The sequence below is a fragment of the Streptomyces argenteolus genome, assembly GCF_042902585.1.
Classification (GTDB): domain Bacteria; phylum Actinomycetota; class Actinomycetes; order Streptomycetales; family Streptomycetaceae; genus Streptomyces; species Streptomyces argenteolus.
On record NZ_JBIBEG010000001.1, the window covers coordinates 85,960 to 108,879 of the forward strand.

Sequence of the window (22,920 nt, forward strand, 5' to 3'; positions counted from 1 at the left end):
CACCTGGGAGCGAACCCGATTCCCGGGCACCGGAGGCGGGCCTAGGTACGCGAAACGGCCCCGGGCGGGCCCGGGGCCGTCGTGACGCTCTCGTGCGGATCAGTCGTCCAGGGACGTCATGACGTGCTTGATCCGGGTGTAGTCCTCGAAGCCGTACGCGGAGAGGTCCTTGCCGTAGCCGGACTTCTTGAACCCGCCGTGCGGCATCTCGGCGACGAGCGGGATGTGGGTGTTGATCCACACGCAGCCGAAGTCGAGCTTCTTGGACATCCGCATCGCGCGCGCGTGGTCCTTGGTCCATACCGAGGAGGCCAGGGCGTACTCCACGCCGTTGGCGTACTCCACGGCCTGGGCCTCGTCGCTGAAGGACTGCACGGTGATGACGGGCCCGAAGACCTCGTGCTGGATGATCTCGTCCTCCTGACGGAGGCCGGAGACGACGGTCGGGGCGTAGAAGTAGCCCTTCTCGCCGACCCGGTGGCCGCCCGCCTCGACCTTGGCGTGCGCGGGGAGCCGCTCGATGAAGCCCGAGACCTGCGCCAGCTGGTTGGCGTTGTTCAGCGGGCCGTAGAGCACGTCCTCGTCGTCCGGCAGACCGGTCTTCGTGTCGGCCGCCGCCTTGGCGAGCGCGGTGACGAACTCGTCGTGGATGGACTCGTGGACCATGACGCGGGTCGCGGCCGTACAGTCCTGGCCGGCGTTGAAGTACCCCGCTACGGAGATGCCCTCGACGGCCTTCGCGATGTCGGTGTCCTCGAACACGACGACGGGCGCCTTGCCGCCGAGCTCCAGGTGGACCCGCTTGACGTCCTTGGCCGCGGACTCGGCGACCTGCATGCCGGCCCGCACGGAGCCGGTGATGGAGGCCATCGCCGGGGTCGGGTGCTCGACCATCGCGCGGCCGGTCTCCCGGTCGCCGCAGACCACGTTGAAGACACCGGCGGGCAGGATCTGCCCGATGATCTCGGCGATCAGCACCGTCGACGCGGGGGTCGTGTCGGACGGCTTGATGACCACGGTGTTGCCCGCGGCGAGCGCCGGGGCGAACTTCCACACGGCCATCATCATCGGGTAGTTCCACGGCGCGACCTGGGCGCAGACGCCCACCGGCTCGCGGCGGACGATGGAGGTGAGGCCCTCCATGTACTCGCCGGCCGAACGGCCTTCGAGCAGCCGTGCGGCTCCGGCGAAGAAGCGGATCTGGTCCACCATCGGCGGGATCTCTTCGGTGCGGGTGAGCTCCAGCGGCTTGCCGGTGTTCTCCGACTCGGCGGCGACGAGGTCCTCCGCCCGCTCCTCGAAGGCGTCCGCGATCTTCAGCAGCGCCTTCTGGCGTTCGGCGGGCGTCACGTCGCGCCAGGCGGGAAAGGCCGCGGCGGCGGCCTGCATGGCGGCGTCGACGTCGGCCTGCCCGGAGAGCGGCGAGGTCGCGTAGACCTCTTCGGTCACCGGGTTGACCACGTCGATGGTCCGCCCGTCCGCGGCGTCCCGGAACTCTCCGTTGATGTAGTTGCGCAGACGGCGCACCTCGGTGGTCACAACCACCCCTCCTGTCGGCTGTCCGATGGGTGAGATGTCCAGCCTAGACGGTCGGGCGACGCTTTCGACATACCCAACCGCCGAGAACTTCGGATTCAGTGAGTTTGAGCGACTCAAACAACGAATTTCATCGATTCGGGCTTGCCAGACAGACGACTCGCAGTGCACAGTGGCTGCGTGGCCAGTCGCAGCGCAGACTCCAGGACCGGGAACGGATCGGCACCAGCGGTCGATGCCGTGTCCCTCGCAATCATCGAGCAGCTCCAGGAGGACGGGCGCAGGCCGTACGCCGCGATCGGCAAGGCCGTGGGCCTGTCCGAGGCGGCCGTGCGCCAGCGCGTCCAGAAGCTGCTGGACCAGGGCGTGATGCAGATCGTCGCCGTCACGGACCCGCTCACCGTGGGGCTGCGGCGTCAGGCGATGGTCGGGATCAACGTCGAGGGCGACCTCGACCCGGTGGCCGAGGCCCTGTCGGCCATGGCCGAGTGCGAGTACGTGGTGATGACCGCGGGCTCCTTCGACCTCATGGTGGAGATCGTCTGCGAGGACGACGACCACCTGCTGGAGACGATCAACAAACGCATCCGGGCCATTCCCGGCGTGCGCTCCACCGAGAGCTTCGTCTACCTCAAGCTCAAGAAGCAGACCTACATGTGGGGAACCCGATAGCCGTGAGCAAGGACCTCAGCCGAACCGCGTACGACCACCTGTGGATGCACTTCACCCGCATGTCGGACTACGAGAACGCGCCCGTTCCCACCATCGTGCGTGGCGAGGGCACCTACATCTACGACGACAAGGGCAAGCGTTACCTCGACGGCCTCTCCGGCCTGTTCGTGGTCAACGCCGGGCACGGCCGTCACGAGCTCGCCGAGACGGCGTACAAGCAGGGACAGGAGCTCGCCTTCTTCCCCGTGTGGTCCTACGCCCACCCCAAGGCCGTGGAACTGGCCGAGCGGCTCGCGGACTACGCCCCGGGCGACCTCAACAAGGTCTTCTTCACCACGGGCGGCGGTGAGGCCGTCGAGACGGCCTGGAAGCTGGCCAAGCAGTACTTCAAGCTCAAGGGCAAGCCGACCAAGTACAAGGTCATCTCGCGCGCGGTGGCCTACCACGGCACCCCCCAGGGCGCCCTGTCGATCACCGGACTGCCCGCGCTCAAGGCGCCTTTCGAGCCGCTGGTCCCCGGTGCCCACAAGGTGCCGAACACCAACATCTACCGCGCGCCCCTGTTCGGCGACGACCCCGAGGCCTTCGGCCGCTGGGCCGCCGACCAGATCGAGCAGGAGATCCTGTTCGAGGGCCCGGACACCGTCGCCGCCGTCTTCCTGGAGCCCGTGCAGAACGCCGGTGGCTGCTTCCCGCCGCCGCCCGGGTACTTCCAGCGCGTGCGCGAGATCTGCGATCAGTACGACGTGCTGCTCGTCTCCGACGAGGTCATCTGCGCCTTCGGCCGCCTCGGCACGATGTTCGCCTGCGACAAGTTCGGCTACGTGCCGGACATGATCACCTGCGCCAAGGGCATGACGTCGGGCTACTCCCCGATCGGCGCCTGCATCGTCTCGGACCGCATCGCCGAGCCGTTCTACCAGGGCGGCAACACCTTCCTGCACGGCTACACCTTCGGCGGGCACCCGGTCTCCGCCGCGGTCGGCCTCGCCAACCTCGACATCTTCGAGCGCGAGGGCCTCAACCAGCACGTGCTGGACAACGAGAACGCCTTCCTGACGACGCTCCAGAAGCTGCACGACCTGCCGATAGTCGGCGACGTCCGCGGCAACGGGTTCTTCTACGGCATCGAGCTGGTGAAGGACAAGGCCACCAAGGAGACCTTCACCGACGAGGAGACCGAGCGCGTCCTGTACGGCTTCCTCTCCAAGGCGCTGTACGAGAACGGCCTCTACTGCCGGGCCGACGACCGTGGCGACCCGGTCGTGCAGCTCGCCCCGCCGCTGATCTCCGACCAGTCGACCTTCGACGAGATCGAGGGCATCCTGCGGAGCGTGCTGACGGAGGCCTGGACCAAGCTCTGACCGGCCCACCGGCCTGCCGCCACCGATACACGCGGCAGTCATCTCATACGGACCACGCGGCCCGGATGCACCCGTTCGAGTGAGAAGGGGGGCATCCGGGCCGCGTACTGTCCCGACACCCCGGTCCGGCTGCCTAGCGTGCCGAGTGACCGATCGGCCTTTTTCTCGTTGTATTCGTTCCCCCGTACGGGGGACAGGAGATCTGATCCGAACCGAGGTGTACGCCATGGTGGCCCCGCCCGACAACGACGTGATCTGGGCACGTTCCCTGCACCACTCCCACAACGGCTCCCCGGGGCTCAACGGCGTCTCGCTCGGCGTCCGGGACGGCGAGGTCCTCGCCGTGACCGGCCCCCGGGGGAGCGGGAAGACGACGCTCCTGCACTGCCTCTCCGGCCAGCTGGTGCCCGAGCAGGGCGAGGTCTGGTTCAACAGCGTGCCCGTGCACACCATGGGCCCCCGCCTGCGCGAACAGCTGCGCCGCGACAGGTTCGGCTGGATCGCCGCCGAACCGCAGCTCGTGCCGGAGCTCAACACCTGGGAGAACGCCGCACTGCCGCTGCTGCTCCGGGGGGTCTCGCACCGGGCGGCGAAGAAGGCCGCCACCGAGTGGCTGGAGCGGCTGGACATCGGCCCGCTCGCCCGGAAGAGGCCACACGCCCTCCTCCAGTCGCAACGGCAGCGGATCTCGGTGGCCCGCGCGCTGGCCGCCTCACCGTCCGTGATCTTCGCCGACGAGCCGACCGCCTCACTGCACAGCACCGAGCGCGCCCAGCTCCTGCGCACCCTGACCACGGCCGCGCGCTCCCACGGCATCACGGTCGTGATCGCCACCCACGACCCGGAAGTCGCCTCCCTCGCGGACCGTGTGATCTCGCTCCTGGACGGCCGCCGCGTCACCACCGTCTCCCTGCCCGCCGCGTCCGATACGGAAGGCCGCTCGGCGTGCTCGCTCTCCGTCTGACCCGCGGCTCGCACCCCCTGGTCCTGGTGCGGCGGCTGCTCCTCGCCGCCGCGTCCGCGGGGGTCGGCTTCCTGCTGCTGTGCACTCTGGGGTACGCGTCGGCCCACCCGGCGCACTCCTCCGGTTCCGTGCTGAGGCTGCTCTGGTGCGTCGTTCCGCTGGCCGCGACCGTGCAGTTCGCGGTCGCGGTCGCGCGCACGGATCCGAGCACCCGCCCCCGGCCCGGCCCCTTCGCCGCCGGGCTCGGCCCTCACCGGCTCGCCGTGCTCGCGGCGATCTCGACCGCGGTGTCCACCACACTCGGCTCGGCGGTGGCGCTGCTGTTCTTCCTCCATCTGCGCGGCGATCTGACCGGGCTCCCGTTCGACGGCGGCGCGGCGGAGTTCCTCGGGGCGGGCACCCCGCTGCCCCTCGGCGCCGCACTCACCCTGCTGGCCCTGGTGCCGCTGGCCGCGTCGGCCGCCGGCGGGCTCGCGCTGCGCTCCAGGCCCGTCGCCCCGTCCGAGGCCCAGGAGGCCGAGGACGACCTCAGGCCCGCCCCGGCGCCGACGGGACTGCCCTGGGGAGTCGCGCTGGCCGCGGCCGGTCTCGCGGTCGAGGCCTACACCAGCCGCGGCTCGGGGGGCAATCCCTTCCCGCTGCCCGGGCGGCTGGACTCCACCCCGGCGGCCGTGCTCGTGGGCTGGGTCCTCACCGCGATCGGGCTGGCCATGGCGGGCCCCGGCCTCACCCATCTGTGCGGCCGGCTGCTCCAGGCGGTGCGCCCGGGAGCCGTACGGCTGCTCGCGGGCAGGGCCCTGATGGACGAGGCGTCCAGGATCGGCCGCCCGCTCGGCATCGTCTGCGCGGTGCTGTCCGGGGTGATCGCCGCGTCGGTGCTCTACACCGGCGAGCCACGCCCCTTCGGTCCGCTCACCGCGCTCGGCGCCGTGCTGGTCCTCGGCTGCACCACGGCGACGCTGCTCACCTCCGCGCTGGAGGCGAGGCAGGCACGGGTACGCACCGCCAGGACGCTGCTGCGGCTGGGCGCTCCGGCCTCCGCCCTCCGGTCGGCCGCCGCACTGCGCGCGGTGGTGCTTCTGCTCGTCTTCGCCCCGCTGACCTGGGCGATCGCCTGGCTGGCGGCGCTCCCTCTGACGGAGTGACACCTGGCGCCGGGGCCGGTCCGTAGCATGGCGGTGTGGAGAATCCGGACGAGAACACCTACGCACCCGGCGCCGAGATAGAGACCCTCGCCGCATTCGACCTGGCCGTCGCGGCGGGAAGCCTGGCCGGCCATCGTGTCCAGTCCGTCGACCTGACGGACCGGACACGGGCCCTGCTCACGACCGGGACGCGGGGCGCCGTCTTCCTCGGCTGCCGGATGGAGCCCCGCGCCGACGCGAAGATACGCGCGGACGGGGCCTTCGTCTTCCCGCCGGTGCCCGGCCTGCCCTTCGACCCGTACCGCGGGCTGCTCTACAGCCCGGACGCTCTGTACGAGGGCCTGGCGGAGGGGGGTTACGCGGCGACGCCGGACGCTCGGGCCTACGGCTGGTTCCAGCTGACCAAGGCGAACGGCGACGTCTTCGCGTCGATGCTGCGGGCGCTGCACGACGACGCGGTGTCGGACGCGCTGGACGAACACCTCACCGGGGCGCGGGTGGTGGGGGTGATGGGCGGCCACGCGATGGCCCGGGGCACCGGGGAGTACCGAGGCGCGGCCGTGCTCGGCAGGGAACTGGCCCGCAGCGGCCTGACGGTCGCCACGGGCGGCGGCCCCGGCGCGATGGAGGCCGCCAACCTGGGCGCGTACTCGGCTCCGCACTCCGACGCGATGCTGCTGAAGGCCTGCGAACTCCTCGCCACCGTGCCCTCGTTCAGCCCGTCGGTCACCGACTGGGCGACGGCCGCCTTCGACGTGCGGGAACGCTGGCCTGAGGGCGGGTCCTCGGTCGCGATCCCCACCTGGTTCTACGGTCACGAGCCGCCGAACGCCTTCGCGGACCACATCGCCAAGTACTTCGCGAACGCCGTGCGCGAGGACGGTCTGCTCGCCCGCTCGACCGCGGGCGTGATCTTCCTGCCCGGTGCTGCCGGGACCGTCCAGGAGATCTTCGACAACGCGACGCCGAACTACTACGAGTCGCGTTCCGCGCCCACCCCGATGGTGCTGGTGAACCGCGCGCACTGGACCGAGAAGCTCCCCGCCTGGCCGCTGCTGCGGGCGCTGGCGGCGGACCGGGCGATGGAGTCGCGTATCGCGCTCGTCGACACGGTGGAGGAGGCGGCGGGGGCGCTCGCCCGGCTGACGGGCTGACCGGGCGGGCGCTCAGCGCGAGGCGAGCAGGGTGTCGAGGGCGTCGAAGAACGCCTCCCAGCCGTCCTCGGCCGCCGCGTACTGCTCGGGTGTGAGATGTCCGCCGCGCTGGCGGAAGACCATCTCGGTGGACGTGCGGCTCTGCTCGGTGAGGGTGACCGTGACGGTTTCGCCCTCGATGTCCCCGGGCGCGCTTGCGTCCTTCAGCGTGAAGACGAGCCGTTCGGGGGCTGACACCTCACGGTAGACGCCGTGGAAGGGCATCTCCACGCCCGGCATCACGATGACGAGGCTCCACGCGCCGCCCGGCGTGACGTCCATGGAGACCCGGTCGAGCGGCACGTCCGCGTCGCCCCCGTACCAGGCGGCGAAGTCCGCAGGTTCCGTCCAGGCGGCGAAGACCCGGTCCCTCGGCGCCGCGACGACGCGGGTGATGTCGATGCCCTCGCGGGATGAACCAGCCATGTCCCTGTTCCTCTCCGGCGCCCCCGTCCAGAGGACCAGGCTCCGGCGAGGGCCGCCACCCGGGCCGGTTCAGGCGGGGGGCAGGACCACCGTCTCCGCCGGGTCGAAGGTCACGCCCACGACCGCGCCCTCGTCGGGGGTGTCGCGCAGGGCGCACTCCGCCTCCAGGGGCGGCCCGTCCCCGGGCCGCAGGGTGACGGCAACATGGTGGCCGCGGAAGGTGCGGACGCCCACCGTGCAGCGCAGTCCGTCCTTCGGGTCGCCGAGCCGCACACCGCCCGGCCGCACGAGCAGCTCACGCTCCCCCTGCGGAGAGCCTTCGGGGACGGGCACCTTGCCCCAGGGGGTGTCGGCGGCCGTGCCCGTGACCGTCGCCTGCACCACGTTGTCGAAGCCGAGGAAGCGGGCGACGAACGCCGACGCGGGGCGCTGCCAGACCTCCAGGGGGGTTCCCGCCTGCGCGATGCGGCCGTCTCTCATCACCACGACCCGGTCGGCGAGCGCGAAGGCCTCGCCCTGGTCGTGGGTGACGGCGAGCACCGTGGTGCCCAGCCGGCCGAACAGGGCGCGCAGTTCGACGACGAGCCGTTCCCGCAGACTCCGGTCCAGCTGGCCGAGCGGTTCGTCCAGCATCAGCAGCTTCGGGCGGGGCGCCAGCGCGCGTGCGAGGGCCACCCGCTGCTGTTCACCACCGGACAGGGCGGCGACGGCCCGCCGGCCCGCCCCGGGCAGGCCCACGAGGTCGAGGAGCTGGTCCGCCCTGCGGTCGCGCTCGGCGCGGGAGACTCCGTGCATCCGCAGGCCGAAGGCGACGTTCGCGCCGACGTCGCGGTGCGGGAACAACTGGTGGTCCTGGAACATCAGCCCGAGCCCGCGCCGGTGCACGGGCAGCGGGGCCTGGTCGGCACCGTCGAGGAGGACCCGCCCGCCGTCCAGGTGCTGGAGCCCTGCGACGGCCCGCAGCAGGGTCGACTTGCCGCTGCCGCTCGGCCCCAGGACACAGACGATCTCGTGGTCCGCGACCTCCAGGTCGACCGCGTCCAGGGCGGTCCGCCCGCCGAACCGGACCGTGGCCGACTCCACTGCCAGCATCGTCAGAACTCCCCGGATCGGTCGGTGCGGATACGTTCGAGCAGGAGCAGCGACACCGCGCAGACGAGCATCAGAATCGTGCTGAGGGCCATCGCCTGCCCGTAGTTGAGCTCTCCGGAGCGCCCGAGCAGCCTGGCGACCGCGACCGGGAGCGTCGGATTGTCGGGGCGGGCGATGAACACGGTCGCGCCGAACTCCCCGAGTGACACGGCGAAGGCGAAGCCGGCCGCCACCAGGAGCGCGCGGCGCATCAGCGGCAGGTCGACCTCCCGCCAGGCCCGCAGCGGCGACGCGCCGAGCACCGCGGCGGCCTCCCGCAGCCGCTCGTCCACCGCGCGCAGGACGGGCAGCATGGTCCGGACGACGAAGGGGACGCCCACGAGGGCCTGGGCGAGCGGGACCAGGATCCACGACGTCCGCAGGTCGAACGGCGGCTCGTCGAGCGTGATCAGGAAGCCGAAGCCGACGGTGACCGCCGAGACGCCGAGCGGGAGCATCAGCAGCGCGTCGAAGCCCCGCACGAGCCGGCCCGCGCGCCGGGTGAGGGCCGCCGCGGCGAGGCCGCCGATCAGGAGGGCGATGAGCGTCGCGACCAGGGCGTAGCGCAGGGAGTTACCGATGGCGTCGATCGGCGGCACCAGGAAGGTGGAACCGCCCGCGTCGGCGGACCCCAGTGCGCGGTAGTAGCCGAACCCGTAGCCACCGGAGGTGTCCAGGGAGCGTTCGACGAGCACGCCGAGCGGCAGCACGACCAGGAGCAGCACGGTCAGCAGCACGCCGCCCAGCAGCGCCCGCTGCCCGGCGCCCCGCGGCGGCCGGGAGGTCTGGGCGGGGTCGACGAGCCTCAGCGCCGTCTCCCTGCGCCGCACGGTCCAGGCGTGCACGGCGAGGATCGCGGCGACCGCGGCGAACTGCACCAGCGTCAGGACGGCGGCGGTCGGCAGGTCGAGCAGCTGCGCGGTCTGCCGGTAGATCTCCACCTCCAGCGTGGAGTACGCCGGACCGCCGAGGATCTGGACGACTCCGAAGGAGGTGAACGTGAACAGGAAGACCATCACCGCCGCGCCGGCCACGGCGGGGGCCAGCGCGGGCAGCGTCACCCGCCGCCAGGCGGCGAACCGCCCGGCGCCGAGCACCCGGGCCGCTTCCTCCTGCCGGGGGTCGAGCTGCGACCACAGGCCGCCGACGGTGCGTACGACGACGGCGTAGTTGAAGAACACGTGGGCGAGCAGGATCGCCCACACCGTCGTGTCGAGCCGGACGCCCCAGAGTTCGTCGAGGAACCCGCCGCGCCCCAGCAGGGCGAGGAACGCCGTGCCGACGACGACCGTCGGCAGGACGAACGGCACGGTGACCACGGCCCGCAGCAGCTGTTTTCCGGGGAAGTCGAGACGGGCGAAGACATAGGCGCCCGGCAGGGCGATCAGCAGCGTGAGCAGAGTGGAGGCGAGCGCCTGCCAGGTGGTGAACCGGAGGACGTCCAGGATGTCCGGCCGGCTCAGCACCGTGCCGATCCGGCCGAACTGCCAGACGCCGTCCGCCCTGAGCCCCCGGCCGACGATCGCGACGACCGGGTAGGCGAAGAACAGCGCGAAGAACGCGACGGGCAGGGCCATCAGCCCGAGCCGCACCGCGTTCCCCCCGCGCGGGGGCCGCGCGACTACTTCACGACGAGCGAGGACCACGACTGGACCCACTGCTCACGGTTCTTGGCGATCTTCTCGGGTGCCACGGTCGCCGGCTCGTCGACCGTCGCACCGAACTTCGTGAAGAGCTCCGGCAGCTTCGCGTCCTTCACCACCGGGTTCACGAACATGGTGAGAGGCATGTCCTCCTGGAACCGCTTGCTGATCAGGAAGTCCAGCAGCGCCTTGCCGCCCGCCTCGTTCTTCGCACCGTCCAGCAGTCCGGCGAACTCGATCTGGCGGAAGCAGGTGGCGGTGGCGACACCGGTCGGGGCCTCGGTGGGCTGCGGGTCGGCGTACAGCACCTCGACGGGCGGGCTGGAGGCGTACGAGACGACCAGGGGGCGGTCCGCCTTCGCCTTCTTGCCGCCGGCCGAGCCGGAGAACTCCTCGTTGTACGCCTGCTCCCAGCCGTCGACGACCTTGACGCCGTTGCTCTTCAGCTTCTTCCAGTAGTCCTGGTAGCCGTTCTCCCCGTAGGTGGCGACGGTGCCGAGGAGGAACCCGAGGCCGGGCGAGGAGGTCGCGGCGTTCTCGGTGACGAGAAGGTTCTTGTACTCCGGGTCGAGGAGGTCGTCGAAGGAGTTCGGCGGGTCGAGCTTCTTGTCGGCGAAGTACTTCTTGTCGTAGTTCACGCAGATGTCGCCGGTGTCGACGGGCGTGACCCGGTGCTCGTCCGCGTCGAGCTGTGCGGACTCCGCGACGCGGTCGAGGCCCTTCGCCTCGTACGGCGTGAACAGGCCGTGGTCCAGGGCGCGGGAGAGCAGCGTGTTGTCGGCACCGAAGAACACGTCGCCCCGGGGGGATCCCTTGGTCAGGATCTCCTGGTTGAGCGCGGCTCCGGCGTCACCGCTCTTGAGGACCTTGACCGTGTAGCCGGTCTCCTTCGTGAACGCCTTAAGGACGGCGTCCGAGGCGTTGAACGAGTCGTGGCTGACCAGGGTGACGGTCTTGGAGCCCTTCGACCCCGTGCCGCCGGCCTCGTCGTCGGCGCCGCAGCCCGCGAGCACGCCGACGCCGAGCGCGGCGGCCAGCGCCGTCGCGGCGTACTTCGTGGTGGTGTTCATGTGATTCCTCCTGGAAGTGACCAGGAAGAGACGCGGCCCCACCCGCTCGGTGAGCGGGCAGGGCGCAACAGCTTGAGTAAGGTCCGAACTTCCTACCCGGAATGACCCGGGCGAGGTTCAGAGGGTCTGCGGCCTGCCTGTTCTCGGTGCCGCACTCTCAGCGCTGTGGCGCTCCCCTGTCGGAATATGAAGTTGATTTCCGGACCAGGCTACACCGGCCGGATCACGCCGTACCGACCGCCCGGCGGGGGACGGTGGCCCCGCCGGGGACCGCCCTCAGCGCTCCGAGGCCGCCAGCTGGCCGCAGGCCCCGTCGATCTCCTGGCCGCGGGTGTCCCGGACGGTGACCGGGACTCCGTGGCGGGCGATGGCCTCGACGAACGCCTTCTCGTCCTCGGGACGCGAGGCGGTCCACTTGGACCCCGGGGTCGGGTTCAGCGGGATGAGGTTGACGTGCACCCGCTTGCCCTTGAGCAGCCGTCCCAGCAGGTCTCCCCGCCACGCCTGGTCGTTGATGTCGCGGATCAGCGCGTACTCGATGGAGATGCGGCGGCCCGACTTCTCCGCGTACTCCCACGCCGCGTCCAGGACCTCCCGGACCTTCCAGCGGGTGTTCACGGGGACCAGGGTGTCGCGCAGCTCGTCGTCCGGGGCGTGCAGCGAGACCGCGAGGCGGCACTTGAAGCCCTCGTCGGCGAAGCGGAGCATGGCCGGAACGAGGCCGACGGTGGAGACCGTGATCCCGCGCTGCGAGAGCCCCAGCCCGTCGGGCTCCGGGTCCGTCAGCCGGCGGATCGCCCCGACGACGCGCTTGTAGTTGGCCAGTGGCTCGCCCATGCCCATGAAGACGATGTTGGACAGCCGCGCGGGCCCGCCCGGGACCTCGCCGTCACGCAGCGCGCGCATGCCGTCCACGATCTGGTGCACGATCTCGGCGGTCGAGAGGTTGCGGTCGAGACCCGCCTGTCCGGTGGCGCAGAACGGGCAGTTCATGCCGCAGCCCGCCTGGGACGAGATGCACATGGTCACCCGGTCCGGATAGCGCATGAGCACGGACTCGACGAGCGTGCCGTCGTGCAGCTTCCAGAGCGTCTTACGGGTGGTGTCGTCGTCGCAGCTGATGTGGCGCACGACCGACATCAGGTCCGGGAACATCGCCTCGGCGAGCTTGTCCCGTGACGCGGCGGGGATGTTGGTCCACTCGGCCGGGTCATGGGCGTACCGCGTGAAGTAGTGCTGCGACAGCTGCTTGGCGCGGAAGGGCTTCTCGCCGGTCGCGGCGACTGCTTCCTTGCGCTCGTCGGGCGTGAGGTCGGCGAGGTGCCGCGGGGGCTTCTTGGCTCCGCGGGGCGCGACGAAAGTGAGTTCTCCGGGCTTAGGCATGGTTCCTCCAGTGTTACAGACACGCCGAGGTCATCGGGACCGCCGTCGGCCCGGAAGGGGGCGGAGGACCGACGTGCCCGGCCCCCACCGGACGCCGTTGCCGACGTGGGCGGCCCTTCGACGGCCGGGGCGGTCCGGGGGGTGCCGCGGGGAACAGTGACCGATCGCACGGCGGGGGTGCGCGCCCGGCCGGGCATCGGCTCAACGGCCCGGACGCCGTAGAAGCCCTCTAGAATCGAATACGTGTCCGAAAACATGTCCCGCCTGGATCGCCTGCGCATCGTGCGCGAGTGGCAGGCGTACCAGCTCGGCCGAACCGATCGGACCATCGCGGAGCTGGAGCAGCGCGAGGCCGCGGCGGCCCGGGCCGCACGCACCCTGCCACCGCCGGAGCCCTCCTGGAAGCTGTCGGTGCTGCGCGCGGGCGCCGGGGCCAGGCCCGACGCCGTGCACACGGGCGACTGCGGCATGGGTGGCGGGAGCACGCGGCCGATGACACGTGAGCAGGCCTTGCGCGCACTGACCGAGGACGGCATCCCGGCCTGCCCGTACTGCCGGCCCGACCGGGACCTCGGAGTGCTGTGACCGCGGGCGTGCGGAGGTCCTCCCCCGTCTGCGCGGGACGCCCACCGATCGCGGTGCGCGCGGAGCCGATGAGTTTCCCGGCGCACTCAGGTCATCACCTGGAGGCTACGCACGACACACCGAGAGCGTGGTGGGCCGGCCGGGCGGCGTCGGCGCACCGGAGGACGTCCCTGAACCGGCCGCGTAGGGAGCGACATGGCGGACACCGAACCGACGGTCCTGCTGGGCCCCTTTTCGTCCCCGGGCGCGCGAGCCACGCCGTGGGCGTCGGCGTCGGCCGTCCTGGCCGAGGCGGAGGTGTTCTGGCTGTCCACGGTGCGCCCGGACGGGCGACCGCATGTGACGCCGTTGCTGGCGGCCTGGAGTCTGGGCGGCATGTGCTTCACCACAGGAGCGCAGGAGCGCAAGGCGCGCAATCTTGAGCGCAATCCCCACTGTGTGCTGACGACCGGGACACATGCTCTGACCGGTACGGACGTCGTCGTCGAGGGTGCCGCCGCCACCGTGGACGGGCGCGCCGAGCGTGCGGAGGCCGCCGCTGACCTCGAGCGGAAGTACGGTGCCCGTCTGACCAGCCCCGAGGGTGCCTGGTTCGGGCTGGGCGCGGCCGTCGTCGCCGGCGACGTCCGGCTCTACCGCATCGAGCCCGCCGTCGGGTTCGCTTTCGGCAAGCTGCCGGTGGCCAGCCAGACCCGCTACACCTGGCCGGACCGGTGACGCTCATGTCCTCACTGCAGCGGAGGATCCAGGATGTGCTCGACGAGCGCGCCGAGACGGGAGCCGAGACCGGCCTGCAGGTCGCCGTCCACCACCGCGGGGCTCTCGTCGCGGACGCCGTCGCCGGTCTCGCCGACGGCCGGAGCGGACGCCGGGTGACCTCGCGCACCCTCTTCTTCAGCTTCTCCGCCGGCAAGGTCATGACGTCCCTGATCGCTCACCTGCTGGTCAGGAACGGGGCGGTCGGATACGACACACCCCTGACCGACCTGTGGCCGGAGTTCGGTGCCCATGGCAAGGAGACCGCGACTCTCCGGCACGTGCTGACCCACTCGGCCGGGATCCCGGCCATGCCACGATGCATCGGTCCCGCCGATCTCACCGAGCGGCCGCGTGTCTGCGGGGCGATCGCCGGGGCCGAGCCGCGGTGGCGGCCCGGGACGAAGACCGGATACCACGCGTTCACCTACGGTTTCCTGGTCGGCGAAGTCGCACGCCGGGCCACCGGAAAACCGATGCGCACGCTTCTGCGCGAGTGGGTCACGAACCCCCTGGGCCTGGAGGGTGATCTCTTTTTCGGCGTGCCGCCGGCCGATCTGGCCCGGTTGGCCCATCTGGAGGACGCGATGCCGCCAGCGGCCGGGGCGCCCCCGGACGATGCCGTTCTCGCGCCCTGGGAGATGCGGCCGAGCGCGGCCATGGGAAACAGCCACGCGATCCTGCTGGCGGACATCCCGTCGGTGGGCACCTTCACCGCGAGGGGAGCCGCCGCCATGAACGCGGCGGTGCTCGACGGCCGGCTCATCGGCCCGGGCCGGCTCCGGGAGCTGACGACGGTGGCTTTCGAGGGAACCGACCAGGTCTTCGGCAACCACGCGCGGCTGTCCCTGGGCTATCCACTGGGGCGCGTCGGCGCCCGGCAGGGCGAAGCGTCCGCCACGTTCGGCTGGACCGGCGGGGGCGGCAGTTACGTCTGTGCCGACCCGGCCACCGGCGTCTCCTTCGCGATGACCAAGACCCGTCTCACCCCCGGCTTCGACACCGCGCAGCGCCTCGCGGACGTCACCGCGGCCCGCTTCGCCCCGGGCGCCTGACTCCCGGCATGCGCGGCGGGCCCCCTGCCGGCCGGTGACCTACGCGCAGGCACCGGACGCGCCGCGGTCAGGGCTCCCGCACGGGCGGGGTCCGTGGCGGGCGGGTGTACGCCCCTCGCGGGACGGGGGCACGGAAAGCCCTACGGGAGCCGGACGACCGCCGTACCGCCCTCCAGGTCCACCGTGGTGCGGTGGGGAGGCGCGCCGTCCTCCTCGTCGTCCCGCATCAGCAGGGCCGACTGCCGCTCCTTGAGCTCGTTCTGCTTGCCGGGCGAGAAGCTCGCGTGCAGCTGCTCGAAGCCGGTCGCCGAGATCTGCCCCTGCCGCACGCTGTTACGCCACGGCAGGACGCCCGCGCGGCCCGCCCGCAGCAGAAGCTGATCGACGAAGGCCAGGAGCGTCAGGACGACGACCAGTCCGGGCAGGGTCATGAAGACGGCGAATCCCATGCTCCGTAGTGTGCGCCGCGGCACTCCGCCCGTGAACGCCGGTGGGGCCGTCGCTCCCGGCGACGGCCCCACACGCGATGCTCCCGGCGGTCTCAGCCGGCCCCGACGAACAGCACCAGCAGCAGCCACACCACGGGCGCGCTCGGCAACAGCGAGTCGAGCCGGTCCATGATGCCGCCGTGGCCCGGCAGCAGGGTGCCCATGTCCTTGATCCCCAGGTCCCGCTTGATCATGGACTCGCCCAGGTCACCCAGGGTCGCGCTGGCTGCGACCGCGAGACCCATCAGCAGCCCCTGCCACCAGCTGCCGCCGTCGATCAGGAACTCCATGCACAGGGCGCCGGCCACCATCGCGAAGCCGACCGCCCCGAAGAGGCCTTCCCGGGTCTTCCCCGGGCTGATGCGCGGCGCCAGCTTGTGCGTCCCGAAGCGCCAGCCGACGGCGTACGCGCCGGTGTCGCTGACCACCGTCAGCAGCAGGAAGGTCAGTACCCGCCACGGACCGTCGTCCGCGGTGAGCATCATGCTCACGAAGGTGGCCAGGAAGGGGACGTAGAAGACGGCGAAGACACCGGCCGTGACGTCCTTGAGGTAGCCCTCGGGAGGCTCCGTCATGCGCCACACGAACACGGCGAGGGCCGTGAGGGCCATGGCGACCCAGGCGCCCTCGGCCTCCCGCACGTAACCGGCGACCACCATCGCGGCGCCGCCGACGGCGAGCGGCACCAGGGGGGCGTTGATGCCCTTGCGCTCCTTGAGGCGCGAGGTGAGCTCCCAGAGCCCCACCACCACGGCCAGCGCGACCACACCGACGAAGACGGCCTTCACGACGAAGAGGGAGCCGGCGACGAGCGCACCGAGGCCCAGTCCCACCCCTATGGCCGCACGCAGGTCACGCCCCGCACGCTTCTTGGGCGGCGTGGGGGGCGGCGGCGGGGTGGACATGGGCTCCTGCGGCTTCTCGTCACGGAACAGGGGACCGCTGACGCGCGCGGCGTCCCGGTTCCGGTCGTCGCGGTCGTCAGCGTCTCTACCTGCGTCGGGAACGTCCGGCACGATGGGCATGGGCCGAGTCTGCTGGGCGCCGTGCACATCGTGAGCGGGACCCGCCGGAGCGGCCCCCATCTCGGGCGCGCCCCAGTAACCGGCTCCCTGCGGGGCGCCCCAGGTGGAGTCGTTCATCAGACTTCGAGCAGCTCGGCTTCCTTGTGCTTGAGCAGCTCGTCCACCTGCGCGACGTACTTCGCGGTGGTGTCGTCGAGCTCCTTCTCCGCGCGGCGGACCTCGTCCTCGCCGGACTCCTTGTCCTTGACGAGCTTGTCGAGCGACTCCTTGGCCTTGCGGCGGATGGAGCGGATCGAGATCTTGGAGTCCTCGGCCTTGGTCTTGGCGACCTTGATGTACTCCTTGCGGCGGTCCTGCGTGAGCTCGGGGAACGTCACACGGATGATGTTGCCGTCGTTGCTCGGGTTGACGCCGAGGTCGGAGTCACGGATCGCCTGCTCGATGTTGCGCAGCGCGGTCTTGTCGAACGGCGTCACCACGGCCATCCGCGGCTCGGGGACCGAGAACGAGGCCAGCTGGTTGATCGGGGTCAGGGCGCCGTAGTAGTCGGCGACGATCTTGTTGAACATCGCCGGGTGCGCACGGCCGGTACGGATGGCCGCGAAGTCTTCTTTCGCGACCACGACGGCCTTCTCCATCTTCTCCTCGGCCTCGAGGAGGATTTCTTCGATCACCACGTGCTCCTGCGTGTCTTGAGCGGGCCCGGCGTCGTCGGGCCCTGCGGATCCTGCGTCGCGTCCTCACCTGCACGGTGTCCGACCGGCAGGCCCTTGTCCATCTTCTGGGCTGTCAGGCCCGGGTGCTCTCGTCGCTCACCAGCGTGCCGATCTTCTCACCCTTGACCGCACGGGCGATATTGCCCTCCGTGGTCAGCTCGAAGACGAGGATGGGGAGCTGGTTGTCGCGGCACAGAGTGATGGCGGTGGCGTCGGCGACCTTGAGGTCGCGGGCGATCACCTCGCCGTACCCCAGGGCGTCGAACTTCACCGCGTCCGGGTTGGTCTTGGGGTCGGAGTCGTAGACCCCGTCCACCCCGTTCTTCCCCATCAGCAGCGCCTGCGCGTCGATCTCCAGGGCACGCTGGGCGGCGGTCGTGTCGGTGGAGAAGTACGGCATCCCCATGCCGGCGCCGAAGATCACGACGCGCCCCTTCTCCAGGTGCCGCACGGCGCGGAGCGGGATGTACGGCTCGGCGACCTGGCCCATGGTGATGGCGGTCTGGACGCGTGAGTCGATGCCTTCCTTCTCCAGGAAGTCCTGCAGCGCCAGGCAGTTCATGACCGTGCCGAGCATGCCCATGTAGTCGGACCGCGCCCGGTCCATGCCGCGCTGCTGGAGCTCGGCGCCACGGAAGAAGTTGCCGCCGCCGATGACGATCGCGATCTCCGCGCCGTCGCGCACGACCGCGGCGATCTCGCGGGCGATGGCGTGCACGACGTCGGGGTCGACACCGAGGCCTCCGCCACCGGCAAAGGCCTCGCCGGACAGCTTCAGCATGAAGCGCCCGGAAATCTTGCCGTCGTCGCGCTTGTGGTCACCGTGTGTGGCGTCCGCGCCCTTGTTCATGGAGATTCTCCTCGTGCACATACGAAGAAGGCCATTGCCGGTGGGTCTGTCGTCCCTGAGCGGCAATGGCCTCCTCGTCAGATCTGCGGTCGTCCGGCTGGGTGCGGCCGACGACTGCACCAGACCCTATCGGGGTCCACCGTTGTTCGCGGACGGACTCAGATGCCGACCTTGATACGCGTGAAGCGCTTCAGGCTGACACCGGCCTCGTCCAGGACCTTCTGAACGGACTTCTTGTTGTCCAGCGCGTACGGCTGGCCGAGGAGGGTGGCCTCCTTGAAGAAGCCGTTGACGCGACCCTCGACGATCTTCGGGAGCGCGGCCTCGGGCTTGCCCTCGGCGCGCGTGGTCTCCTCGGCGACGCGGCGCTCGGCCTCGACGACCTCGGCGGGGACGTCCTCGCGGGACAGGTACTTCGGGGCGAAGGCGGCGATGTGCTGCGCGAGGCCCTTGGCCAGCTCGGCGTCGGCCTTGTCCAGCTCGACCATGACACCGATCTGCGGCGGCAGGTCGGGCATCGTGCGGTGCATGTACACGGAGACGTAGGCACCCGTGAACTGCGCGAAGCGGTCCAGGACGATCTTCTCGCCGAGGTTGGCGTTGGCCTCGTCCACGTACGCCTGGACGGTCTTGCCGGGCTCGATCTCCGAGGCGAGCAGCGCCTCGATGTCGGCCGGGGAGGTCGCGGCGACGTGCGCGGCCAGCGCGTTGGCGACGGCCTGGAACTTGTCACCCTTGGCGACGAAGTCCGTCTCGCACTTCAGCTCGACCAGCACGCCGGACGTCTTGTCCTCGGAGACGAGGGAGACGACGGCGCCGTTCTCGGCCGAACGGCCCTCGCGCTTGGCGACGCCCTTCTGGCCCTTGATGCGGAGCGCCTCGACCGCGCCGTCGACGTTGCCGTCGGCCTCGTCGAGCGCCTTCTTGCAGTCCATCATGCCGGCGCCGGTGAGCTCGCGGAGCTTCTTGACGTCAGCGGCGGTGTAGTTCGCCATGAGTCTGTTTCTCTCTCGAAGTCTGAAAGATCTACGGGTGAACGGCGGGGGCGGTGCCTGTGCACCGGCCCCCGCCGTCATTCAGCCGTGACTGACGGGTGTCAGGCCTGCTCGTCCGTGGCCGGGGCCTCGGCGGCGGGGGTCTCGGCCTGCTCCGAAGCCTGCTCGGCAGCGGCGGCGGCCGGCTCGGCGTCGGCGGCCTTCTCGGTCTCGGCGGAGGACTGAACCTCGGCGTCGTCCTTCTTCTCGCCCGCGAGCAGGTCGCGCTCCCACTCGGCGAGGGGCTCGCCGGCGGCCTTCTCGCCCGGCTTCGAGTCACCGGTGGCGGCACCGGAGCGGGCGATGAGGCCCTCGGCGACGGCGTCGGCGATCACGCGGGTGAGCAGGGTGACGGAGCGGATCGCGTCGTCGTTGCCCGGGATCTTGTAGTCGACCTCGTCGGGGTCGCAGTTGGTGTCGAGGATCGCGACGACCGGGATGTGGAGCTTGCGCGCCTCACCGACGGCGATGTGCTCCTTCTTGGTGTCGACGATCCAGACGGCGCTCGGCACCTTCTGCATCTCGCGGATACCACCGAGGGTCTTCTCCAGCTTGGCCTTCTCGCGCGAGAGGACCAGGAGCTCCTTCTTGGTGAGGCCGGAGGCGGCCACGTCCTCGAAGTCGATGAGCTCGAGCTCCTTCAGACGCTGAAGGCGCTTGTAGACGGTGGAGAAGTTGGTGAGCATGCCACCGAGCCAGCGCTGGTTGACGTACGGCATGCCGACGCGCGTCGCCTGCTCGGCGATGGCCTCCTGGGCCTGCTTCTTCGTACCCACGAACATGATGGAGCCGCCGTGGGCGACGGTCTCCTTGACGAACTCGTAGGCGCGGTCGATGTACGACAGCGACTGGAGCAGGTCGATGATGTAGATGCCGTTGCGCTCGGTGAAGATGAAGCGCTTCATCTTCGGGTTCCAGCGACGGGTCTGGTGACCGAAGTGGACGCCGCTTTCCAGCAGCTCCCGCATCGTGACGACGGCCATGGCCGTACTCCTTGAGGTACTCGGTTGTCGCGACCGCAGGATTGCTGTCGCGCCTGACGCCCCGACGCGCCGTGCCACGAGGGACCGAGAGGCGCGGCCACCGTCCGCAGAGAGGGAGGTGGAGGGGCGTGCGAAGTCGACCCGGTGACCCGGATCGCCAGAAGAAGTGTACGGGACCCGCCGGGTGCCGGGTGACGGCGATGTCCACAAGCGGCCGGCTGTCCACAGATCCGGGCCATGATCCCCGCGGAACGGGCGGCCGGGAGATCGTGACGCCATGCCCCGCACACCTGGAACACGGCCGTCCCGGCCCCGCCTCCCCCGCGTCGCCCCGCCGCCGCCACCACCCGCGCGTGCCGTGGCCGCCGCACTGCTGACGGTGCTGCTCACCGTGGCCGCGGGGCGCTCCGCCGCCCTGACCGCGTCCCACGGTCCGGGCGCCGGGGACACCACCCAGGAGGCCACGTCGTGGAGTACCGGCCCGTGGGTCAGACCGGAACACCCCACCGGCCGCATCACGCCCCACGAGCCCAGCACCACCTCACCGGGATTAGCGGCCCGCAGCCCCGATCCGGGGGCCACGCCACCGACCACTGCCTCGGGGGGCACCGCCGGGAGCGCCGGTCCCGGGGTAACGCACCGGGATGCCGATCCGGGGCCCGCCGCCCGGGCCGAGTCCCCGGCTGCCCGGGATGGGCGCGTCTGGCCGCTCGCGGGCAGGCCCCTGGTCGTGCGGGGCTGGGAGCCGCCCGCGGGTCCGTACGGGCCGGGTCACCGCGGCGTGGACCTCGCCGCCCCGCCGGGCACCCCGGTACGCGCCGCCGCCCCGGGCCGGGTCGCCTTCGCGGGGCAGGTGGCGGGGCGCGGGGTGGTCTCCGTCGACGTGGCAGGGAGCGGGGTGCCGCCGCTGCGCTTCACGTACGAGCCGGTGCGGGCGCGGGTCGCCAGGGGCGAGGACGTGGCCGCGGGGCAGCTGGTGGGAGTGGCCGGCCCGGAGCCGTCCCACTGTGCCTCGGGCTGTCTGCACTGGGGGCTGCGCCGGGGAGGTGTCTATCTGGACCCGCTGTCGATGCTTCCGCCGTCACTGCTGCGGCGGGGCCCTTCACGGCTGCTGCCCGTCCTGGGGGTACCACTGCCGGAGGCGGGAAAGCCTCCCGCTCAGCCGCGCACGCCGCGCAGGACCATGGCCACGGCCGTGTCGGCCACGATGCCGGGCTCCTCCGCCGCGCCCAGCTCGATCCTGCGGACGGCGGCATCCACGGAGCCCTGCAGCAGCATGGCGGCGAGCCTCGGCTCGGTGTGGCCCAGGTCGGCGAGCGCCTCGACGATCATGGCGATGAGCCCGCCGTGCGCGGCGCGGATCTTCTCGCGCGCGCCCGCGTCGAGCTCGCTCGCGGAGATGGCCACGACGGCCCGGTGCCGCCGGTCCCCGACGAGGTCGAGCTGCCGGCGTACGTAGGCCTCGATCTTGGCTTCGGGGGTGGCGGCGCGCTCCATGGCGTTCTCGACCTCGGCGGCCCAGACGGGGAAGTCGACGGCGCAGAGTTCCTCGACCACGGCGGCGCGGGAGCGGAAGTACTCGTAGACGGAGGACCTGGCTAGGCCGGTGCGCTCGGCGAGGGCGGGGAAGGTCAGCGCCTCCGTACCGCCCTCGGACAGCAGGGAGCGCGCGGCGTCCAGGAGGGCGCCGCGCTGCATGGTCCGGTGCTCGGCCACGGAGGCCGCTCGAATCCTGGGCACCCCTCCACTCTACGGCGGGGTGCGTGCGCGGGAGGGTGCGCGTCCGTCACCGGATGGCCGAAGCGGCTCCGGCTCAGCGGCCGGCGTCGGCCAGCTTCGCGCGGAGCTGGAGCACCGACTTGGTGTGGATCTGGCTGACCCGGCTCTCGGTGACCCCGAGGACGTTGCCGATCTCGGCCAGCGTGAGGCCCTCGTAGTAGTACAGGGTGACCACGGTCTTCTCCCGCTCGGGGAGCGTGTTGATGGCGCGGGCCAGCAACCGTCTGAGCTCGCGGTCCTCGGCGACCTCGACCGGGTCGTCCGCAGCGGTGTCCTCCAGGGTGTCCATCAGGCTGAGCCGGTCGCCGCCCTCGCCTCCCACGTGCAGCAGCTCCTCCAAGGCCACCACATTGGCGAGCGACAACTGGCTGAAAACCGCGTGCAGTTCCTCCAGGGCGATACCCATCTCCGCCGCGACCTCGGCCTCCGAGGGGGTGCGTCGCAGCTGCGCCTCGAGCGTGGCGTAGGCACGCTCGACGTTGCGCGCCTTCTGCCGCACGGACCTGGGAATCCAGTCCAGGGCCCGGAGTTCGTCGATCATCGCGCCGCGGATCCGGGTGATCGCGTACGTCTCGAACTTGATGGCGCGTTCGATGTCGAACTTCTCGATGGCGTCGATCAGCCCGAAGACCCCGGAGGACACGAAGTCCGCCTGCTCCACATTGGACGGCAGGCCGACGCTGACCCGCCCGGCCACGTACTTCACCAGGGGCGAGTAGTGCAGGATCAGCTGCTCCCGCAGGCGCTCGTCGCCGGTGGTCTTGTACGAACGCCACAACTCGTCGAGCGAGGAGGGGGCGGGAGGGCGCACAGTGCCACGCGCAGCCGGTGGTACTGCCGCGCGGTCAGACCCGGAGGTGTGCTGGGGCATGTGGTGCCTTGAGCCGTTCTGCCGTGACGTGCTGGGGACGTGTCCGTGGGGCGGATTCCTTGTGAGCGTAGCGTGACTGAGGTGTTGCGGTGCGCGCAGGACAAGGGAACCGTGCGGTGCGATTGCGTTCCATTTCCCCCGCCGCCGGGCACAGCCCGACGGCGGGACCGTCACCGCGCGCACCGGCCCTACGGGCCTGAAGAGGTACTGCCTAGGTCAACGGCATCACCTTTTCACCCGAATGCTCCGGG

22 protein-coding genes and 1 pseudogene are annotated in these 22,920 nt (G+C 71.1%); 9 read left to right on the top strand and 14 right to left on the bottom strand.

The window, feature by feature from the left end; genetic code table 11:
- Positions 1–99: 99 nt before the first annotated feature.
- Complete coding sequence (locus ACFY8O_RS00350; protein WP_145810773.1) at positions 100–1,539, bottom strand: gamma-aminobutyraldehyde dehydrogenase; 1,440 nt, start codon at positions 1,537–1,539, stop codon at positions 100–102.
- Positions 1,540–1,701: 162 nt separating this feature from the next.
- On the opposite strand from ACFY8O_RS00350, the gene ACFY8O_RS00355 reads away from it, so the two are divergent.
- The 5 genes from ACFY8O_RS00355 (at position 1,702) to ACFY8O_RS00375 (ending at position 6,835) form a co-directional block, all read left to right on the top strand.
- Positions 1,702–2,208 (top strand): Lrp/AsnC family transcriptional regulator, encoded by a 507-nt coding sequence (locus ACFY8O_RS00355; RefSeq protein WP_145810919.1) that lies wholly within the window; start codon positions 1,702–1,704, stop codon positions 2,206–2,208.
- On the top strand, positions 2,193–3,572 hold the full coding sequence (locus ACFY8O_RS00360) for an aspartate aminotransferase family protein (protein WP_145810775.1): 1,380 nt from the start codon (positions 2,193–2,195) through the stop codon (positions 3,570–3,572). The genes ACFY8O_RS00355 and ACFY8O_RS00360 overlap by 16 nt, the downstream gene beginning before the upstream one ends.
- Before the next feature lie 226 nt (positions 3,573–3,798).
- On the top strand, positions 3,799–4,536 hold the full coding sequence (locus ACFY8O_RS00365) for an ABC transporter ATP-binding protein (RefSeq protein ID WP_145810777.1): 738 nt from the start codon (positions 3,799–3,801) through the stop codon (positions 4,534–4,536).
- The gene (locus ACFY8O_RS00370) at positions 4,518–5,681 is read left to right on the top strand and encodes a hypothetical protein (protein ID WP_387897413.1); all 1,164 of its coding nucleotides are present in this window, start codon (positions 4,518–4,520) and stop codon (positions 5,679–5,681) included. Before ACFY8O_RS00365 ends, ACFY8O_RS00370 begins: the two co-directional genes overlap by 19 nt.
- A 35-nt stretch (positions 5,682–5,716) precedes the next feature.
- Positions 5,717–6,835 carry an LOG family protein gene (locus ACFY8O_RS00375; protein WP_387897416.1) on the top strand — a complete coding sequence of 373 codons (1,119 nt, stop codon included), beginning with the start codon at positions 5,717–5,719 and terminating at the stop codon, positions 6,833–6,835.
- Between the two features lie 12 nt (positions 6,836–6,847).
- Here the strand turns inward: ACFY8O_RS00375 and ACFY8O_RS00380 are convergent, their stop codons facing one another.
- From ACFY8O_RS00380 to rlmN, 5 genes are all read right to left on the bottom strand, one after another.
- Positions 6,848–7,300 (bottom strand): SRPBCC family protein, encoded by a 453-nt coding sequence (locus ACFY8O_RS00380; protein WP_387897417.1) that lies wholly within the window; start codon positions 7,298–7,300, stop codon positions 6,848–6,850.
- Positions 7,301–7,369: 69 nt separating this feature from the next.
- Positions 7,370–8,392: an ABC transporter ATP-binding protein gene (locus ACFY8O_RS00385; RefSeq protein WP_387897420.1), complete on the bottom strand. Its 1,023-nt coding sequence runs from the start codon at positions 8,390–8,392 to the stop codon at positions 7,370–7,372.
- 2 nt (positions 8,393–8,394) lie between these two features.
- Complete coding sequence (locus tag ACFY8O_RS00390) at positions 8,395–10,008, bottom strand: ABC transporter permease (protein ID WP_145810788.1); 1,614 nt, start codon at positions 10,006–10,008, stop codon at positions 8,395–8,397.
- Between the two features lie 44 nt (positions 10,009–10,052).
- Positions 10,053–11,144: a thiamine ABC transporter substrate-binding protein gene (locus ACFY8O_RS00395; RefSeq protein WP_387897423.1), complete on the bottom strand. Its 1,092-nt coding sequence runs from the start codon at positions 11,142–11,144 to the stop codon at positions 10,053–10,055.
- Positions 11,145–11,420: 276 nt separating this feature from the next.
- Entirely contained in the window at positions 11,421–12,527 is a 1,107-nt protein-coding gene (gene rlmN / locus ACFY8O_RS00400; RefSeq protein ID WP_145810792.1) for a 23S rRNA (adenine(2503)-C(2))-methyltransferase RlmN, read from the bottom strand.
- A gap of 243 nt (positions 12,528–12,770) precedes the next feature.
- Between rlmN and ACFY8O_RS00405 the strand changes: the two genes are divergently transcribed.
- The 3 genes from ACFY8O_RS00405 (at position 12,771) to ACFY8O_RS00415 (ending at position 14,923) form a co-directional block, all read left to right on the top strand.
- The gene (locus ACFY8O_RS00405; protein WP_387897427.1) at positions 12,771–13,112 is read left to right on the top strand and encodes a DUF6233 domain-containing protein; all 342 of its coding nucleotides are present in this window, start codon (positions 12,771–12,773) and stop codon (positions 13,110–13,112) included.
- 195 nt (positions 13,113–13,307) lie between these two features.
- Positions 13,308–13,829 carry a pyridoxamine 5'-phosphate oxidase family protein gene (locus tag ACFY8O_RS00410; protein ID WP_387897430.1) on the top strand — a complete coding sequence of 174 codons (522 nt, stop codon included), beginning with the start codon at positions 13,308–13,310 and terminating at the stop codon, positions 13,827–13,829.
- A 5-nt stretch (positions 13,830–13,834) separates the two neighbouring features.
- Positions 13,835–14,923: a serine hydrolase domain-containing protein gene (locus tag ACFY8O_RS00415; RefSeq protein WP_387897433.1), complete on the top strand. Its 1,089-nt coding sequence runs from the start codon at positions 13,835–13,837 to the stop codon at positions 14,921–14,923.
- 140 nt (positions 14,924–15,063) lie between these two features.
- Here the strand turns inward: ACFY8O_RS00415 and ACFY8O_RS00420 are convergent, their stop codons facing one another.
- From ACFY8O_RS00420 to rpsB, 6 genes are all read right to left on the bottom strand, one after another.
- Positions 15,064–15,372, bottom strand: coding sequence for a DUF6191 domain-containing protein (locus tag ACFY8O_RS00420; protein ID WP_387897436.1), 309 nt, complete (start codon positions 15,370–15,372; stop codon positions 15,064–15,066).
- A 92-nt stretch (positions 15,373–15,464) separates the two neighbouring features.
- Complete coding sequence (locus ACFY8O_RS00425; protein ID WP_145810801.1) at positions 15,465–16,553, bottom strand: phosphatidate cytidylyltransferase; 1,089 nt, start codon at positions 16,551–16,553, stop codon at positions 15,465–15,467.
- Complete coding sequence (gene frr, locus ACFY8O_RS00430) at positions 16,553–17,110, bottom strand: ribosome recycling factor (protein WP_031100531.1); 558 nt, start codon at positions 17,108–17,110, stop codon at positions 16,553–16,555. The genes ACFY8O_RS00425 and frr overlap by 1 nt, the downstream gene beginning before the upstream one ends.
- Before the next feature lie 115 nt (positions 17,111–17,225).
- The gene (pyrH, locus tag ACFY8O_RS00435) at positions 17,226–18,002 is read right to left on the bottom strand and encodes a UMP kinase (protein ID WP_387897439.1); all 777 of its coding nucleotides are present in this window, start codon (positions 18,000–18,002) and stop codon (positions 17,226–17,228) included.
- A 158-nt stretch (positions 18,003–18,160) separates the two neighbouring features.
- Positions 18,161–18,997 (bottom strand): translation elongation factor Ts, encoded by an 837-nt coding sequence (gene tsf / locus ACFY8O_RS00440; RefSeq protein WP_145810805.1) that lies wholly within the window; start codon positions 18,995–18,997, stop codon positions 18,161–18,163.
- 101 nt (positions 18,998–19,098) lie between these two features.
- Complete coding sequence (gene rpsB, locus ACFY8O_RS00445; RefSeq protein WP_267080001.1) at positions 19,099–20,019, bottom strand: 30S ribosomal protein S2; 921 nt, start codon at positions 20,017–20,019, stop codon at positions 19,099–19,101.
- Positions 20,020–20,296: 277 nt separating this feature from the next.
- On the opposite strand from rpsB, the pseudogene ACFY8O_RS00450 reads away from it, so the two are divergent.
- Positions 20,297–21,022 (top strand): annotated as a pseudogene (locus ACFY8O_RS00450) (murein hydrolase activator EnvC family protein); the annotation flags it as partial.
- A 155-nt stretch (positions 21,023–21,177) separates the two neighbouring features.
- Here the strand turns inward: ACFY8O_RS00450 and ACFY8O_RS00455 are convergent.
- Together ACFY8O_RS00455 and whiG are read right to left on the bottom strand one after the other, a co-directional pair.
- Positions 21,178–21,735: a TetR/AcrR family transcriptional regulator gene (locus tag ACFY8O_RS00455; protein ID WP_145810923.1), complete on the bottom strand. Its 558-nt coding sequence runs from the start codon at positions 21,733–21,735 to the stop codon at positions 21,178–21,180.
- A 97-nt stretch (positions 21,736–21,832) separates the two neighbouring features.
- The gene (whiG, locus tag ACFY8O_RS00460; RefSeq protein WP_145810809.1) at positions 21,833–22,669 is read right to left on the bottom strand and encodes an RNA polymerase sigma factor WhiG; all 837 of its coding nucleotides are present in this window, start codon (positions 22,667–22,669) and stop codon (positions 21,833–21,835) included.
- Positions 22,670–22,920: the final 251 nt, after the last annotated feature.